The organism is Streptomyces sp. DSM 42067 (genome assembly GCF_055792885.1).
Genome location: NZ_CM147706.1, coordinates 6918622 through 6933000 on the forward strand (window position 1 = coordinate 6918622; position 14379 = coordinate 6933000).

The 14379-nt window shown below is 72.4% G+C and carries 8 protein-coding genes; all 8 read left to right on the forward strand.

All coding sequences use genetic code 11. The features are described 5' to 3' along the window. Positions 1-3: 3 nt before the first annotated feature. The 8 genes from ACSMXV_RS31320 to ACSMXV_RS31355 all read left to right on the forward strand — a co-directional run bounded on the left by ACSMXV_RS31320 (position 4) and on the right by ACSMXV_RS31355 (position 14379). Positions 4-1536 (forward strand): 3' terminal RNA ribose 2'-O-methyltransferase Hen1, encoded by a 1533-nt coding sequence (locus ACSMXV_RS31320; RefSeq protein WP_473174496.1) that lies wholly within the window; start codon positions 4-6, stop codon positions 1534-1536. Beyond that, positions 1533-4121, forward strand: coding sequence for a polynucleotide kinase-phosphatase (locus ACSMXV_RS31325; protein ID WP_473174497.1), 2589 nt, complete (start codon positions 1533-1535; stop codon positions 4119-4121). Before ACSMXV_RS31320 ends, ACSMXV_RS31325 begins: the two co-directional genes overlap by 4 nt. 252 nt (positions 4122-4373) lie before the next feature. Then, complete coding sequence (locus ACSMXV_RS31330; protein WP_473174498.1) at positions 4374-6092, forward strand: VMAP-C domain-containing protein; 1719 nt, start codon at positions 4374-4376, stop codon at positions 6090-6092. Further along, a complete protein-coding gene (locus ACSMXV_RS31335) occupies positions 6089-7192 on the forward strand; it encodes an AAA family ATPase (protein WP_473174499.1) in 1104 nt (367 codons plus the stop codon). The genes ACSMXV_RS31330 and ACSMXV_RS31335 overlap by 4 nt, the downstream gene beginning before the upstream one ends. Position 7193: 1 nt before the next feature. Then, complete coding sequence (gene fxsT / locus ACSMXV_RS31340) at positions 7194-11582, forward strand: FxSxx-COOH system tetratricopeptide repeat protein (protein ID WP_473174500.1); 4389 nt, start codon at positions 7194-7196, stop codon at positions 11580-11582. 165 nt (positions 11583-11747) lie between these two features. Continuing rightward, positions 11748-12911 (forward strand): alpha/beta fold hydrolase, encoded by a 1164-nt coding sequence (locus tag ACSMXV_RS31345; protein WP_473174501.1) that lies wholly within the window; start codon positions 11748-11750, stop codon positions 12909-12911. Further along, positions 12908-14035, forward strand: coding sequence for an effector-associated domain 2-containing protein (locus ACSMXV_RS31350; protein WP_473174502.1), 1128 nt, complete (start codon positions 12908-12910; stop codon positions 14033-14035). Before ACSMXV_RS31345 ends, ACSMXV_RS31350 begins: the two co-directional genes overlap by 4 nt. A 101-nt stretch (positions 14036-14136) precedes the next feature. Continuing rightward, positions 14137-14379: a hypothetical protein gene (locus tag ACSMXV_RS31355; RefSeq protein WP_473174503.1), complete on the forward strand. Its 243-nt coding sequence runs from the start codon at positions 14137-14139 to the stop codon at positions 14377-14379.

Genomic DNA, 14379 nt, shown 5'->3' on the forward strand with positions numbered 1-14379 from the left:
CGCGTGTTCCTGACGATCAGTACCACCGGTACCCCAGAACGCCCCGCGATCGACCTCGGGTTCTTGTTGCACAAGCATCCCGACAACGCGCAGGCGTTCTCCACCTCCTATGGCACCGCGCACGTCCTCTACCCCGAGGCGTCAGCGGAACGCTGCACGGCGGCGTTGCTGCTGGAGGTGGATGCGGTGGCCCTGGTGCGGCGGGGCAAGGGCAAGGGGCGCGGCGGCGCACCGGACGCGGCGCTCGCGCAGTACGTCAACGACCGGCCGTATGCCGCGTCGTCGCTGCTTGCCGTGGCGCTGAGCAGGGTGTTCTCCAGCGCGATGAAGGGGCAGTGCACTGCCCGGCCCGAGCGGGCCGGGCAGCCGCTGCCGCTGCGTATCGAGGTGCCCGCGCTGCCCGCGCGCGGCGGCGCAGGGCTGGTGCGTGCGCTCTTCGAGCCGCTCGGCTGGACGGTCACCGCGGATGCCGTCCCGCTGGACGAGCAGTTCCCGGAGTGGGGCGACTCGCGGTACGTACGCCTCGTCCTCGAGGGAGAGCTGAGGCTCGCGGAGGCGCTGCGGCACCTCTATGTCCTGCTGCCGGTGCTCGACGACGCCAAGCACTACTGGGTGGCGTCCGACGAGGTCGACAAGCTGCTGCGGGCTGGTGACGGCTGGCTGGCCGAGCATCCGGAGCACAAGCTGATCACCAGCCGTTATCTCTCGCGGCGCTGGTCGCTGACCCGTGCGGCGATGGAGCGGCTGGAGCTGGTGCGGCTCGCCGAGGCGGACGACACCGAGGTCGAGGAGATCGACAACGCCGTCGACGAGTCCGCAGGCGGCGACGAGTCCGCAGATACGGACGAAAGGTCCGTTCCCCTGGCCGTGCAGCGGCGCGAGGCGATCCTCGGGGCACTGCGCGAGGCCGGTGCGAGCCGGGTACTCGATCTCGGCTGCGGACAGGGCCAGTTGGTGCAGGAACTGCTCAAGGACAGCAGGTTCAAGGAGATCGTCGGTGTCGATGTGTCGATACGGGCGCTCACCATCGCCACGCGGCGGCTGAAGCTGGAGCGGATGGGCGAGCGGCAGGCGGAGCGGGTCAAGCTCTTCCAGGGCTCGCTCGCCTACACCGACACCCGGCTCAAGGGGTACGACGCGGCGGTGCTCTGCGAGGTCATCGAGCACGTCGACCTCCCGCGGCTGCCCGCCCTGGAGTACGCGGTCTTCGGCTCCGCACGCCCCCGGACCGTGCTGGTGACGACGCCGAACGTGGAGTACAACGTGCGCTGGGAGACCCTCCCGGCGGGGCGCGCCCGCCACGGCGACCACCGCTTCGAGTGGACGCGCGAGGAGTTCCGCGGCTGGGCGGTCCGGGTGGCCGAACGGCACGGGTACGAGGTGGAGTTCAGCCCCATCGGCCCGGACGACCCCGAGCTGGGACCGCCCACGCAGATGGCCACGTTCCGTTTGAAGACCGGGGCGGAGACCCTGAAGAACACAGCACGGCCGGCCGACGACACCCCACAGGACGCGAAGGAGGAGAAGGCCGCATGACGAACCGGAACGACAAGGGCACCGGCACCGCCGGTGGCACCACCCGCATCCTGGGCGTGACCGACCTGTCCCTCGTGGTCCTCGTCGGCGCCTCCGGATCGGGCAAGTCCACCTTCGCCCGCAAGCACTTCAAGCCCACCGAGATCATCTCCTCGGACTTCTGCCGCGGCCTCGTCGCCGACGACGAGAACGACCAGAGCGCCAGCAGGGACGCCTTCGACGTCCTGCACTACATCGCGGGCAAGCGGCTGGCGGCGGGCCGGCTCACCGTCGTCGACGCCACGAGCGTGCAGCAGGAGAGCCGTAAGCAGCTGATCCAGCTGGCACGGCAGTACGACGTGCTGCCGATAGCCATCGTGCTCGACGTGCCCGAGGAGGTGTGCGCCGAGCGGAACTCCACGCGGGCCGATCGGGCCGGGATGCCGCGCCGTGTCATCCAGCGGCACACCCGTGAACTGCGTCGCTCGCTCAGGCACCTGGAGCGCGATGGCTTCCGGAAGGTGCACATCCTGCGCGGCGTCGAGCAGGTCGAGAGCGCACAGGTCGTGCGGGAGCGGCGCTTCAACGACCTGACGCATCTCACGGGTCCGTTCGACATCATCGGCGACATCCATGGCTGCGGCTCGGAGCTGGAGACGCTGCTCGGCAAGCTCGGTTACGTCGACGGCGCCCACCCCGAGGGCCGTACTGCCGTCTTCGTCGGCGACCTCGTGGACCGCGGCCCGGACACACCGGGCGTGCTGCGCCGCGTGATGTCCATGACCGCGTCCGGCGCCGCACTGTGCGTGCCGGGAAACCACGAGAACAAGCTCGGGCGTTGGTTGAAGGGCCGAAAGGTCCAGCACACGCACGGTCTGGCGGAGACCGTCGCGCAGCTGGAGGGGGAGAGCGAGGAGTTCAGGCAGCAGGTGGCGGAGTTCATCGACGGGCTCGTCAGCCACTACGTACTCGACGGCGGACGTCTCGTCGTGAGCCACGCGGGCCTGCCGGAGAAGTACCACGGCCGGACGTCGGGCCGGGTCCGGTCGCACGCGCTGTACGGCGACACGACCGGGGAGACCGACGAGTTCGGGCTGCCCGTGCGCTACCCGTGGGCCGAGGACTACCGCGGCCGCGCCGCAGTGGTCTACGGCCACACACCCGTGCCCACCGCCACCTGGCTCAACAACACGATCTGCGTCGACACCGGTGTGGTGTTCGGCGGCAAGCTCACCGCTCTGCGCTGGCCGGAGCGGGAGCTCGTCGCCGTACAGGCCGAGCAGGTCTGGTACGAGCCGGCCAAGCCGCTGGCGACCGAGGCGCCCGGCGGGCACGAGGGCCGGCCGCTGGACCTCGCCGATGTGCACGGCCGGCGGGTCGTGGAGACCCGGCACGGCGGCCGCGTCTCGGTGCGTGAGGAGAACGCGGCCGCGGCGCTGGAGGTCATGAGCCGGTTCGCCGTGGACCCGAGGCTGATGCCGTATCTGCCGCCGACGATGGCGCCGACCGCGACCTCGCGGATCCATGGCTACCTGGAGCATCCGGCGGAGGCCTTCGCGCAGTACGCGGCCGACGGGGTCGCGCGGGTCGTGTGCGAGGAGAAGCACATGGGTTCGCGCGCGGTGGCGCTGGTGTGCCGGGACGCGGACGTGGCGCGCGAGCGCTTCGGCGCGACGGCCGCCACCACGGGCGAGTCGGTCGTGACCGGCTCCCTCTACACCCGTACCGGCCGTCCCTTCTTCGACGATGTGACCGCCACCGAGGAGATCCTCGGACGGCTGCGCACCGCCGTGACCCGGGCCGGGCTGTGGGAGGAACTGGAGACGGACTGGCTGCTGTTGGATGCCGAGTTGATGCCCTGGTCGCTCAAGGCGTCCGGGCTGCTGCGCACGCAGTACGCGGCGGTGGGCGCCGCCTCCGGTGCCGTCTTCCCCGGCGCGCTCGCCGCCCTCGAGGCAGCCGCCGCGCGCGGGGCCGAGGTGGGCGATCTGCTCGCCAGGCAGCGTGAACGCGCCATGGACGCCGCGGCGTTCACCGACGCGTACCGGCGTTACTGCTGGACGACCGACGGTCTGGACGGGGTGCGGCTCGCCCCGTTCCAAGTCCTTGCCGTCCAGGGCCGAAGCCTGGCCGCGCTGCCGCACGACGGGCAGTTGGCGCTGATCGACCGCATGGTCGAGCACGACGGCAGCGGCCTGCTGCAGACCACCCGCAGGCTCTTCGTGGACACCGGCGACCCGGCGTCCGTGCAGGCGGGCGTCGACTGGTGGCTGGAGATGACCGGCCGCGGCGGGGAGGGCATGGTCGTGAAGCCGGTCGAGGCCGTGGTTCGCGACGGGCAGGGCCGGTTGGTGCAGCCGGGCATCAAGTGCCGCGGCCGCGAGTACCTGCGGATCATCTACGGTCCCGAGTACACGCGTCCCGACAACCTGGAGCGGTTGCGCGGCCGCTTCCTCGGCCACAAGCGCTCGCTCGCGCTGCGCGAGTACGCGCTCGGGCTCGAGGCGTTGGACCGGCTCGCGGCGGGCGAGCCGCTGTGGCGGGTCCATGAGGCGGTGTTCGCGGTGCTGGCACTGGAGTCGGAGCCGGTGGACCCTCGGCTCTGAGCGGGTGGACCCTCGGCTCGGAGCCGTTGGACCCACGGCGCCGAGCCGGTGGATCCACGCCAGTGGCAGCCGGTCCCGCCCCTGCCGTCCCGCTTGTCGCATCAACCCCGCCTGGTTAACCGTGAGTTGGCGTGCTAACTTCGCTGGGCGGTACAGACATACGTACCGACTCATGGGGGACGGTCGGTGGAGGCAGGAACGGGACGCGGTGGGCCCGGGGGCGATGCCAGGCGTGCGTCCGAGCGTGCGCTCGTGAACCTGCTGACCGACGCCCTGTGCCGGCTCGGCTGCACCGAGGACGCCCAGAGCCGCCTGGAACTGGCCCAGTCACTGGGGCAGGACCTCGGCCGCCCGATAGACCTGCAGGGCAGAAAACAGCGCCCGGACGTGGTCGCCCTGGTGCGTACGGCGCTGAGCGTCCCGGACGGTGAACTCGTGTTGGCGGACGTCGTCCACGCCTACGAGGGTCCGGACGCCGCCGCCGAACTGCACCGGCTCATCGCCACGGCGGCCCAGCAGCCACCTGCGGTGAGCCTCCAGCAGGGGCCGCTCAGCGGGTACGACATCCGCACCGCTCAGGGCCTGCTGGAGGCCGCCGAGGACGTCCTGCCCGCCGACCGGCTGCGCAACGACCTCGCTGCCGACGTCGTGTGCGAGGTGCCTCTCCACCGCACTCCCACGCAGTTACTGCGCTACCTGGCGGAGTTCATGGTCGAACCGGACGGTCTGCCGCCGGCCGTCCTGCTCCTCGACCACGCCGCCGAGCACGCAGCGGGCACCGAGCATGCCGGGCCCCTCACCGGCTGGGCAGACTCCTGGGCACAGCACGCCGGCCTGACCCACGTCCTCGAGCAGCGGCGCCTCGGACGCGCCACCGCGGTCCTCGACCCGGAGATCCCGCGCTGCCTGATCGTCGCCGTCGACCCCGCCCGGGACACCTCCGAAGACATCGTCGTACGGTCCTGGTTCAACACGGGGCCGGGCCGCTGGGACCCGCAGCCCGCCGAGCCCGAGCACACCACCCTCGACGGACTCGCCCCCGCACTCGAACGGGCCCTGCGGCGCGCCTCGCGCCTGTGGGCCGACCAGCGCACCGACGGCCCCGCCGAACGTCCCGACCCCGAACACCCCGCGGCGTACGTCGAGTTCATGCTCCCCTACGAGCTGCTCAACCACGACATGGCCGGCCTGAGGCTCCGTTTCGGGGACGGCGCGGCCATGTCGCTCGCGCTGAAATACGCAGTGCACCTACGCAGCCTGGACCGCATGCGCACGGACGACCCGGTCGTCATGGCAGCCTGGCGCGAGCGATGGCGCACACTGCGCCGGGACGGCGTGAAGGTCCACAGCTGGCTCGGTCCCGACCCCGGTGACCTGGCCAAATGGCAGACCGCACTCGCGGGCGAGCCCGGCTGCACAGCGGTCGTCCTCGATGCGCCCGACGACGAGTCGGCCCTCACGGCGCTCAAGGCGGCGCTCGCGGAGGGCATCGGTCTCGCGGTCTGGGACCGCAGGGGGGTTTTCGCGCATGAGCGCAGGGAAGTGGTCAGTGCCGTGTTCGCCTCGGTCTCGACGTCCACCCAGATCCCCCTGGCGATCCAGCGGCTGAGGCGCCGGGCCGAGCACGACGTGGCGGGCCCGCTGCTCCTGGGCAAGCACATCGCCTTCTTCTGGGACGACCCGACGCGCCTCGTAGACGTCGACGCGGGAGCCGGCCTGACCCTGCACGGCGCGTCCGGCACGGCCGTGGACGCGCTCCTCGGCGCGGAGGCCGACGTATACGGCGATACCGTCGACGAGACCCTCGGCGGGCCGACCGGGCAGAGCACCGGCTTCGGCGCCCGCGACAGCCGCGACCTCCACGAGACCAGCACCGCCGGCTCCGTCAACGGCTCCGGCGCTGTCCACCCCGATCGCGCGGCCGACCCCGGCGGAGAACCGCGCACCGACAGTGAGGAGGCACGGCCATGACGGCGCAGGAGGAGCGCGACCCGCACGCCTGGCGGGTGTTCCAAGCCACGGGCGTGCCCCCGAAGGGGAAGGCGCCGTCCCTGCCGAAGCCACCGGCCTGGCGCCGGTTCGCGGGCGGCCCGGCCCTGCCCGCACCGCCCGCGGACGAGCCCGCCGAGCTGCGCCGCCTCGGCCGCGTCGACATCACCCCGCACCTGGACGAGTCCGAGGTCGACACGGTCAACGCGGCCCTCCTGCTGCGCAGGCCGCTGCTCGTCACAGGCCCGCCCGGAGTCGGCAAGTCGACTCTGGCCTATCTGATCGCCCGTGAACTCGGCCTGGGCCGCGTCCTGTCGTGGAACATCGTCAGCCGCACCTCCCTGCGCGACGGCCTGTACGCCTACGACGCCATCGGCCGCGCCCAGGCCATAGCCGCGTGGCGGGCCGAGTCGCGCGCCACCGGCCCCGACGACTCCCCGCGTCCACCTGCGTCGCCCGATCCCTCACCGGAGCACACCGGCGGCCCCGCGGACGCGCAGCACCGACCGCCCACGCTGGGCGACTTCATCACCCTCGGCCCGCTCGGCACCGCGCTGCTGCCCTACGACCGCCCCCGCGTCCTCCTGGTCGACGAACTCGACAAGAGCGACATCGACCTGCCCAACGACCTGTTGCACGCGCTCGAGAACGGCAGTTACGAGATCGCGGAGCTGGCCCGCGACGCCGCCGACACGGCGAGCGTCCACACCGACGATCTCGGCGGCCGCGCGGACATCCTGCGGGGCAGGGTGGAGTGCCGCCAGTTCCCGATCGTGGTGATCACCAGCAACGGCGAGCGTGAGTTTCCGGCCGCGTTCCGCAGGCGATGCCTGCCCCTGGACATGCGTATGCCGGGCAAGGAGCAGCTCCTGGCGATCGTGCGCAGCCACCTCGAGGCCGACGAGGAGCAGGCAGAGCCGCTGGTCGACCAGTTCCTGCAGCGGGTGCAGGGCGGCGGCACGCATTCCCTCGACCAACTACTCAACGCTGTCCAATTGACCACTATGGGTGGTTTCCAGGCGGACGGTAACGGGCGTAAGCTCGTGGAGTCGTTGCTCCGCGACCTCGCGAAGGGCCGCTGAATTGAACGGCTTTCCCAGGGAGCGTTCACCCGGTCCAGGCGAGGGCGACACCGGCCGGGCGGTTCCGTCGGCCCATCCACCCCGCACACCCGCGGGCCACGCCACGCCCGACGCGCCGGAGTCCGCTCCGCACTGGCAGGAACTCGCCGACGCCGTCTGGCTCGCCGCGTACTGGGACAGCCGAGGCCACACCCCCGGCACCGGTGAGGCCGAGGCGCCGCCACCCCTGCCGCCGTCGGAGCCCGGGCCGCCGCCGGGGCCGATGCCCGACATCCCGTATACGCCGCCGCTCCCTGACACGGGCACCGTGCCGCCGCCGGTGCCGGACGCCGATCCCGAAGGCCCGCTGACCCTGCGCCTGGACCGGCCGCGGCTGCCCATGCCCGATTCCGACCGGCCCGCCCCCGCCCGGCGCACCGCCCTGCTCGCCCGCTCCCTGCACCGTGTCGGCCGCCGGGTGCCCTCCCGTACCGCGCTGGAACTCGACGAGGTCGTCACCGCCGAGCGGGCTCTCGCCGATGATCTGTGGCTGCCGTACTTCCGGCGCGCCGAGGACACCGCGTTCGACCTGGTCCTGCTCGTCGACGACGCGCCCACGATGCGCATCTGGGACGAGGACCTGGCGAGGCTGACCTCCGCGGCGGAGGCCAGCGGGGCCTTCCGTGACGTCCGCCCCGTCAAGGTGGACCTGCCCACGGAGGGCGCGCCCTCGCTGCGCTGGGACACCACATCCGGCGCCGACCCCGCCGAACTCCTCGACGGCAGCGGCACCCGGATCTTCCTCGTGGTCACCGACGGCCTCGCGCACGGCTGGGCGGGCCGGGCCGCCGACGCCCTGCTGACCCGCCTCGGCCGCGCCGGGCCCACCGCGGTCGTCCATCTGCTGCCACCCCACTTACGGCACCGCTCGTCGCTCTACCCGTACCCCGCGGTCCTCGAGGCGGGCGGTTTCGGCGGACCCAACCCCGTTCTGCTGCACCGGCCGCCGACCAGCGGACCCGACCCGGTACGTCCCCTGCCGGAGGGCGGAGACGACACCGTGCCCGTGCCGGTGCTCTCGCTCAAGCCCCAGTCACTGGCCGCCTGGGCCGACCTGGTGACCGGCGAACGGGGAGTGCGGCACGCACTGCCCGTCGTACTGGCGGGCGCGCTCACCAAGGGCTCGCCCGCGCCCGGCCTGAACGCCCCGCGCCACGGCCTGCCCGCCGCCGCCCGCGCCATCGTGCGCCGCTTCCGCACCCTCGCCACTCCGGCGGCGCGCCGCCTTGCCGCCCATCTGGCCACCGTGCCCATCGACTTCGGTCTCATCGACCAACTCCGCCGGCGCGCCATGCCCGAGACGGGCCCCGCTCATCTCGCGGAGATCTTCATGGGCGGCCTCATCGACTGGGAGGGTGCGGGTGAAGGACGCCCCGACTTCGCCGACGGAGTGCGCGAGGCCCTGCTCGCCACGACGACCCGCCCTCAACTCGCCCGCATCGTCGGTCTGCTGGGGGAGCTGCCTGCGGCCGGCCGAGGCGGGGTGGCGCTGCGAGCCGCGGTGCGCGACCCCGTCGGCCGTCCGCTGCCCGATCCGTGGGACGACTGGTGGCGCCCCGAGCTCGCCATCATGCGGGCGCTCTCCGGGAGCATGTACAGCGACCGGGCTAACCGCATCGAACTGCCTGAAACTATTGAACTCCCGCAAAATGGTATGAATCGACGCGAAGCTGTTCCTTCTGGGCTAGCTGCCCTTGAGTCACTGTCCGGCGCAGACGGCGTTGACCCAGAGCAGAACGCTGATCCACCACCCTCTGGAGAGCTCGTGCCGATTCCGGTCCTCCCCGCCACGTCCGACCCTCAAGCCCCGGAGGCTGAGCCACCCATGCACAGCAGCACCACCAGCGCAGGGAACGCCCTTCTGGTGAACGTACCCCTGCGGAACACATCGTTCGTCGGGCGTACGGCGCTGCTGGCCCTAGTGGAGGAGCAACTCGAAGCCCAGGACGCCGCGGCGGTGCTGCCGCACGCACTGCAGGGCCTGGGCGGTGTCGGCAAGTCACAGCTCGCCCTGGAGTACGTCTACACCCACCAGCAGCAGTACAAGGTGATCTGCTGGATCCCCGCCGAGCGCGAGAGTCTCATCCTCGGTGCGCTCTCGCAGCTCGCCGCGCGTCTCGGCGTCGTCCCCGCCGACGCGGAGAACCGGGGGGCCCCGGCCGCCAACACCGCGGTGCCTGCGGCTCTGGAAGCACTCCGCACGGGCGTTCCGTACGACAACTGGCTGCTGGTGTTCGACAACGCGGAGGACATCGACACCGTCCGCAGCTATTTCCCGGCGAACGGCCCGGGCAAGATCATCGTCACCTCGCGCAACCGTGACTGGGAGCGGGTCGCCACCCCTCTGCCGGTGGACGTCTTCGAGCGCGACGAGTCGATCCAGCTGCTGCAGAAGCGCTCTCCCGACCTGTCCCGCGAGGAGGCCGGGCGGCTCGCCGAGGCGCTCGGCGACCTGCCTCTCGCCGTCGAGCAGGCGGGCGCGTGGCTGGGGGTCACCGGCATGCTCGTCACCGAGTACCTGGCCCTCCTCGACCAGCGCAGCCCGGAGATCCACGAACTCGACCCCAACCCGGACTATCCGGTCTCCGTCGCCGCCGCCTGGGACATCTCGCTCGGCCGGATCGGCGAGAACAACCCCGGCGCCCGCAAACTCCTCGACATCTGCGCCTGCATGGCCCCCGAGCCCGTGCCGCTGTCACTCCTGCGCGGTAGCCGCGGCATCGACATCGCGCCCGACGTCAACCCGGTGCTGCGCGAGTCGATCAAGCTCAGCCGGGCCATCCGCGATCTGGGCCAGTTCTCGCTGGTGAGACTGGACCTGCGCAACGACACGCTGCAGATGCACCGGCTGCTGCAGAACGTGCTGCTGACCAAGCTCGGTGAGGACGAGCGCCGGACGACCCGTGACGCCGCACACCAGCTGCTGTCCGCGGCGAAGCCCGGTCAGCCCTCCTCGTCCCTGGAATGGCCGGCCTACCTGGCGCTGCTGCCGCACATCCTCACCTCCGAGGCGGTCGCCAGCAACGACACCTGGGTACGCGAGCTCATCCACGACACGACGTCTTTCCTGTACTACTGGGGCGACCACGAAAACGCGGTCGTCCTCGCACGGCAGGCCCGCGAGACCTGGACCCGGACCTCCGGCGAGGAAGACGCCCAGGCCCTGCGGATCTCCAAGCTCCTCGCCTTCTGCCTGCGTGTGCTCGGCCGGGTCACCGAGTCGATCCCGCTGAACGAACAAGCCCTGGAGATCTCCCGCCGCGCCGGTGTCGACGAGGAGGAGCTCCTCGACTCGATGACCCAGATGTGTGACGCGCTGCGCTACCAGGGCGCGTTCACCCAGGCACGCGACCTCGCCCAGGAGGCGTACGACCGGGCCATGTCGCAGTTCGGACCCGAGGACCCCACGACGCTCCAGGCGGCCCACGCCCTCGGTGTGGGGCTGCGCCTGTGCGGGCAGTACCGGGAGGCGCTCGCCCTCGACCAGGAGACGCACCGCCAGCGCGACCTGCTGTTCGGCCCGAACAGCGGCCTCACCTTCAACACCCTCAACGCCGTCGCCCTCGACATGTGCGAGAGCGGCGACTACCCGGGGGCTCGGGACCGCCAGGAGGAGACGTACCGCAGGCAGTGTGAGGCGTTTGGCGAGCGCAACCCGGTCGCCATGCAAGCCGCTCGCAACCTCGCCGTGTTCCGGCGCCGCGACGGCGCCGTGGCCGAGGCCGCGAAGCTCTCCGAGGAGACGCTGCGCCGTCTGACGGCACGCTATGGGGACGACCACTCGGCCACCCTCACCGTCGCGATCAACGTGGTTGTCGACAGGCGCCTGGTCGGCGACCTGGAAGGGTCGCGCTCCTTGGGAGAGGAGACCGTGCGCCGCAACACTCAGCGCCTCGGCCCCGACCATGCGCACACCCTCATCACCATGGCCAACCTGGCGGCCACCGGGCGCGCCCTCGGCGATGTGTACACGGCGCAGGAACTCGACGACGCGGCCGCGGCGCGCCTCACGGCGACCCTCGGCAAGCGCCACGTGCTGACCCGGACCGTCGCCATCGGCCAGGCCAACAACCACTACGCCCGCCTGGACTTCGAGCACGCCCACGAGGTCGACGAGGCCAATCTGCCGCTGCTGACCGAGGCCGTCGGCCCGGACCACCCGCTGACCTTCGCCTGCACCGCCAACCTCGCCCTGGACCTGCGGGGGCTGGGCCGCGGCGAGGAGGCCGACGAACTGGGCCGGCGCGCCGTGGAGGGCTTCACCCGCGTGGTGCGCAGCGACCATCCCTGGCTGCTGGCGGCCCAGCAGCGCCGGCGCATCGAGTGCGACCTTGCGCCGATGCCGCTGTAGGAGACCGCTGTAGAAGGTCCGGCCCCTGGGGCGGTGACACCGCGTGCCATCGCCTGGGGTGCCATCCAGAACGTCCATGCCACACTGGTGATGTGACGCTGTGACAGTCATGTGACGGCCGTGGCCGTGCCGCCATGGTCATGACGCCGACGGGGGGTTGCGCGTATGACGGGGACGACGGTCGTCTTCATCCACGGGACAGGGGTGCGCGAGCCGCGCTTCACCGCGCTGGCCGAGAGCGTCCGTGCCTCGCTCGATGCCGAGCGGTCCGGGCTGCGGTTCGTGCCGTTCTACTGGGGCGACACCCATGGCGCGACACTCGGCGCCGGAGGTGCCAGTCTGCCGCCGTCCAGCGGGCATGCCCGGACCCTGGCCTCCGGCGACGGGGACGACATCGCCGCCTGGGGAGTCCTCTACGACGACCCCGACGCCGAACTCGCCCTGGCCGCGGCCGCCGCGCCGCCCAAGGCCGAGCGCCCTCCCGGCGCGGCCCGCCCCGAGCAGGCCGTGCGCGCCCGCCTGGGCGAGCTGGCCGCCCAAGGGGATGCAGCCACGGCCGAACTGGGGCCCGGGCTCGCCGAGTCCGCGACCGCGCTGGCCGCCCACCCGCTGCTCGCACCGGCTGCCGCCGCCCTGTCCCCGGAGGACCTGGCCGTCATCCTCGCCCGCGCCCTGACAGCCCGTGTCGTCGCCGCCGCGCTCGACGCCGACGCACCGCTGATCCCCGACGGCGACACCCGCGACGCCGTGGCCGCCCGCCTCGCCGAGACCCTGGGCGCGCCGCCCGCCGGCAGCGGGCGCACACTGCGCGGACGCCTGCTGCGCATCGCGACGGGCGCCGCGGCGCGGGCCGCCCTGCGCCGCCGCCGCGCCCTCACCGAGGCCGCCCACCCCGCCGCCGGCGACATCCTGCGCTACCTCAGCCGTGGCGAGCCCCTGCGGGCCGAACTGCGCGCCCTGATAGGCGAGTTGCCCGGACCCGTGGTCCTCATCGGGCACAGCCTCGGCGGCATCATCGCCCTCGACACCCTCGTCGGCGCGCCGCTGCCCCAGGTCCGCCTCCTGGTGACGGCCGGTTCCCAGGGGCCGTTCCTGTACGAGTCCGGCTCCCTGCCCTCGCTCACCCACCCGCAGTCGCTGCCGCCCCACGTTCCCGACTGGCTCAATCTGTACGACCCCCGGGACCTCCTCGCCTACCTCGGCGCGGGTCTCTTCCCCGGCCGCGTCACGGACGTGTCCGTCGACAGCCGCCAGCCCTTCCCCGCCTCGCACAGCGCGTACTGGACCAACCCAGCCGTCTACCGCGAGATCGTGGGCCGCCTGCCGTGAGCCACCTCAGCCCCGACCGGGTGCACGCACTGATCGTCGGTATCGAGCGCTACGAGGCGGGGCACAGCTGGGACCTGCCGGGGCCCGCCCGTGACGCCCTCGCCTTCCACTCCCTGCTGCGCGCCGCCGGGGTCCCGGACTCGCAACTCAGGCTCCACCTAGCTCCGTTGGACGGCTTCGCGCCGGGCATTCCGTACGCGGGCGCCGACCACGCCACCCTCCGACGTACCCTCGTCCACGAACTCTCCCCGGCGCAGGGCGACGTGCTGTGGGTGTGGTGGGGCGGCCACGGCGTCCTCGACGGGTCCGGCCACACCCGCCTGCTCTGCGCCGACGCCACGACCGGCGACAAGGTGGCCATCGACCTGGAATCGGCGCTCGACCGGTACACGAGCGACGCCGTGGCATCGCTCACCGACCAGTTGTGGATCGTCGACGCCTGCGAGACGTTCGAGGAGGACCTGGACTTCCGGGATCCCCTGCCGCCGGACGCCCTGCCCCGCGGGCACCGGACTCTGGCCCACCGCCAGATCGTGCTGCGGGCAGCGGGCCGTGGCCGGGAGGCCGCCAACGACCCCGTCCGTGCCACCGGCCTCTTCTCCGAGATCGCGCTCGCCCTGCTCGCCGAGCGGGGCGCCGACTTGCCCGCTCTGCCCGACCCGGAGGAGTTCTTCCCCGCCGTACGGGCCAAGGTGGAAGAACTGCGGGCCGCGCATCGCACCGCGCAGCACCCGGAGATCCTGCTGCGCAGCCCTGGGCGGACCGAGGTGCTGCCACCCGCCGCGCCTCAGGTGCCCGCCGCGCCCCAACTGCCCGCGCGTTCCCCGCTGCCGCGCGCCGTGGCCGCGCTGCTCGCGTATCCGCTGATGGCCGACCCGGCCGAACGGCAGACCGTGATCGGGCAGCTCAGCTCCGCTCTCACCGGAACGCTGCCCCGGCACAACAAGGCGCGTACCGATGTCACCGGCATCCTCACCGCGCTGCGCCGCCGGGGTCCCGCCGCGCTGCAGGAGCTGTACGACGCCGTGGTCGCGGTCGACGACGACCCGACACTGGCCGCCGAACTCGACGCCTCCCTGCGGGAGTTGACGCGGGCACAGGACGAACCCGGGCGGTCGGCCTGATCATGTGGCCTGATCGCACAGGTTTCCGACGAGGGCCCGCTTGGCCATGATGGTAGGAGACGGGGGCATTGCGTGCCACCGTGTGTGAAGGGGGACCGATCTTGGATCAGCCAGCACCCGCCCGGCACGACGCCGACGTCGTCGCCTTCCATCCGTCTTCCACGTCGGACGCCGCGGGAGCCCCCGCCTGGGAGTCGGAGCTGGCGGACCTCACGGGGATGCCCCTCAGCGACGTGGAGTCACTCGCCCCCCTCTCGCCAGGGGCCCGCCTGCTCGGGGAGGTGCTCCGCGCCCGCTCCAGCATCCGCGGCGGCGGAGGCGAGCCCAGCGGCCGCGCCGAGTAG

Bases quoted from the DNA above. Each gene is read 5' to 3' on its own strand.
- ACSMXV_RS31325 (WP_473174497.1), top strand. From the start codon at position 1,533: ATGACGAACCGGAACGACAAGGGCACCGGCACCGCCGGTGGCACCACC.
- ACSMXV_RS31335 (WP_473174499.1), top strand. From the start codon at position 6,089: ATGACGGCGCAGGAGGAGCGCGACCCGCACGCCTGGCGGGTGTTCCAA.
- ACSMXV_RS31345 (WP_473174501.1), top strand. From the start codon at position 11,748: ATGACGGGGACGACGGTCGTCTTCATCCACGGGACAGGGGTGCGCGAG.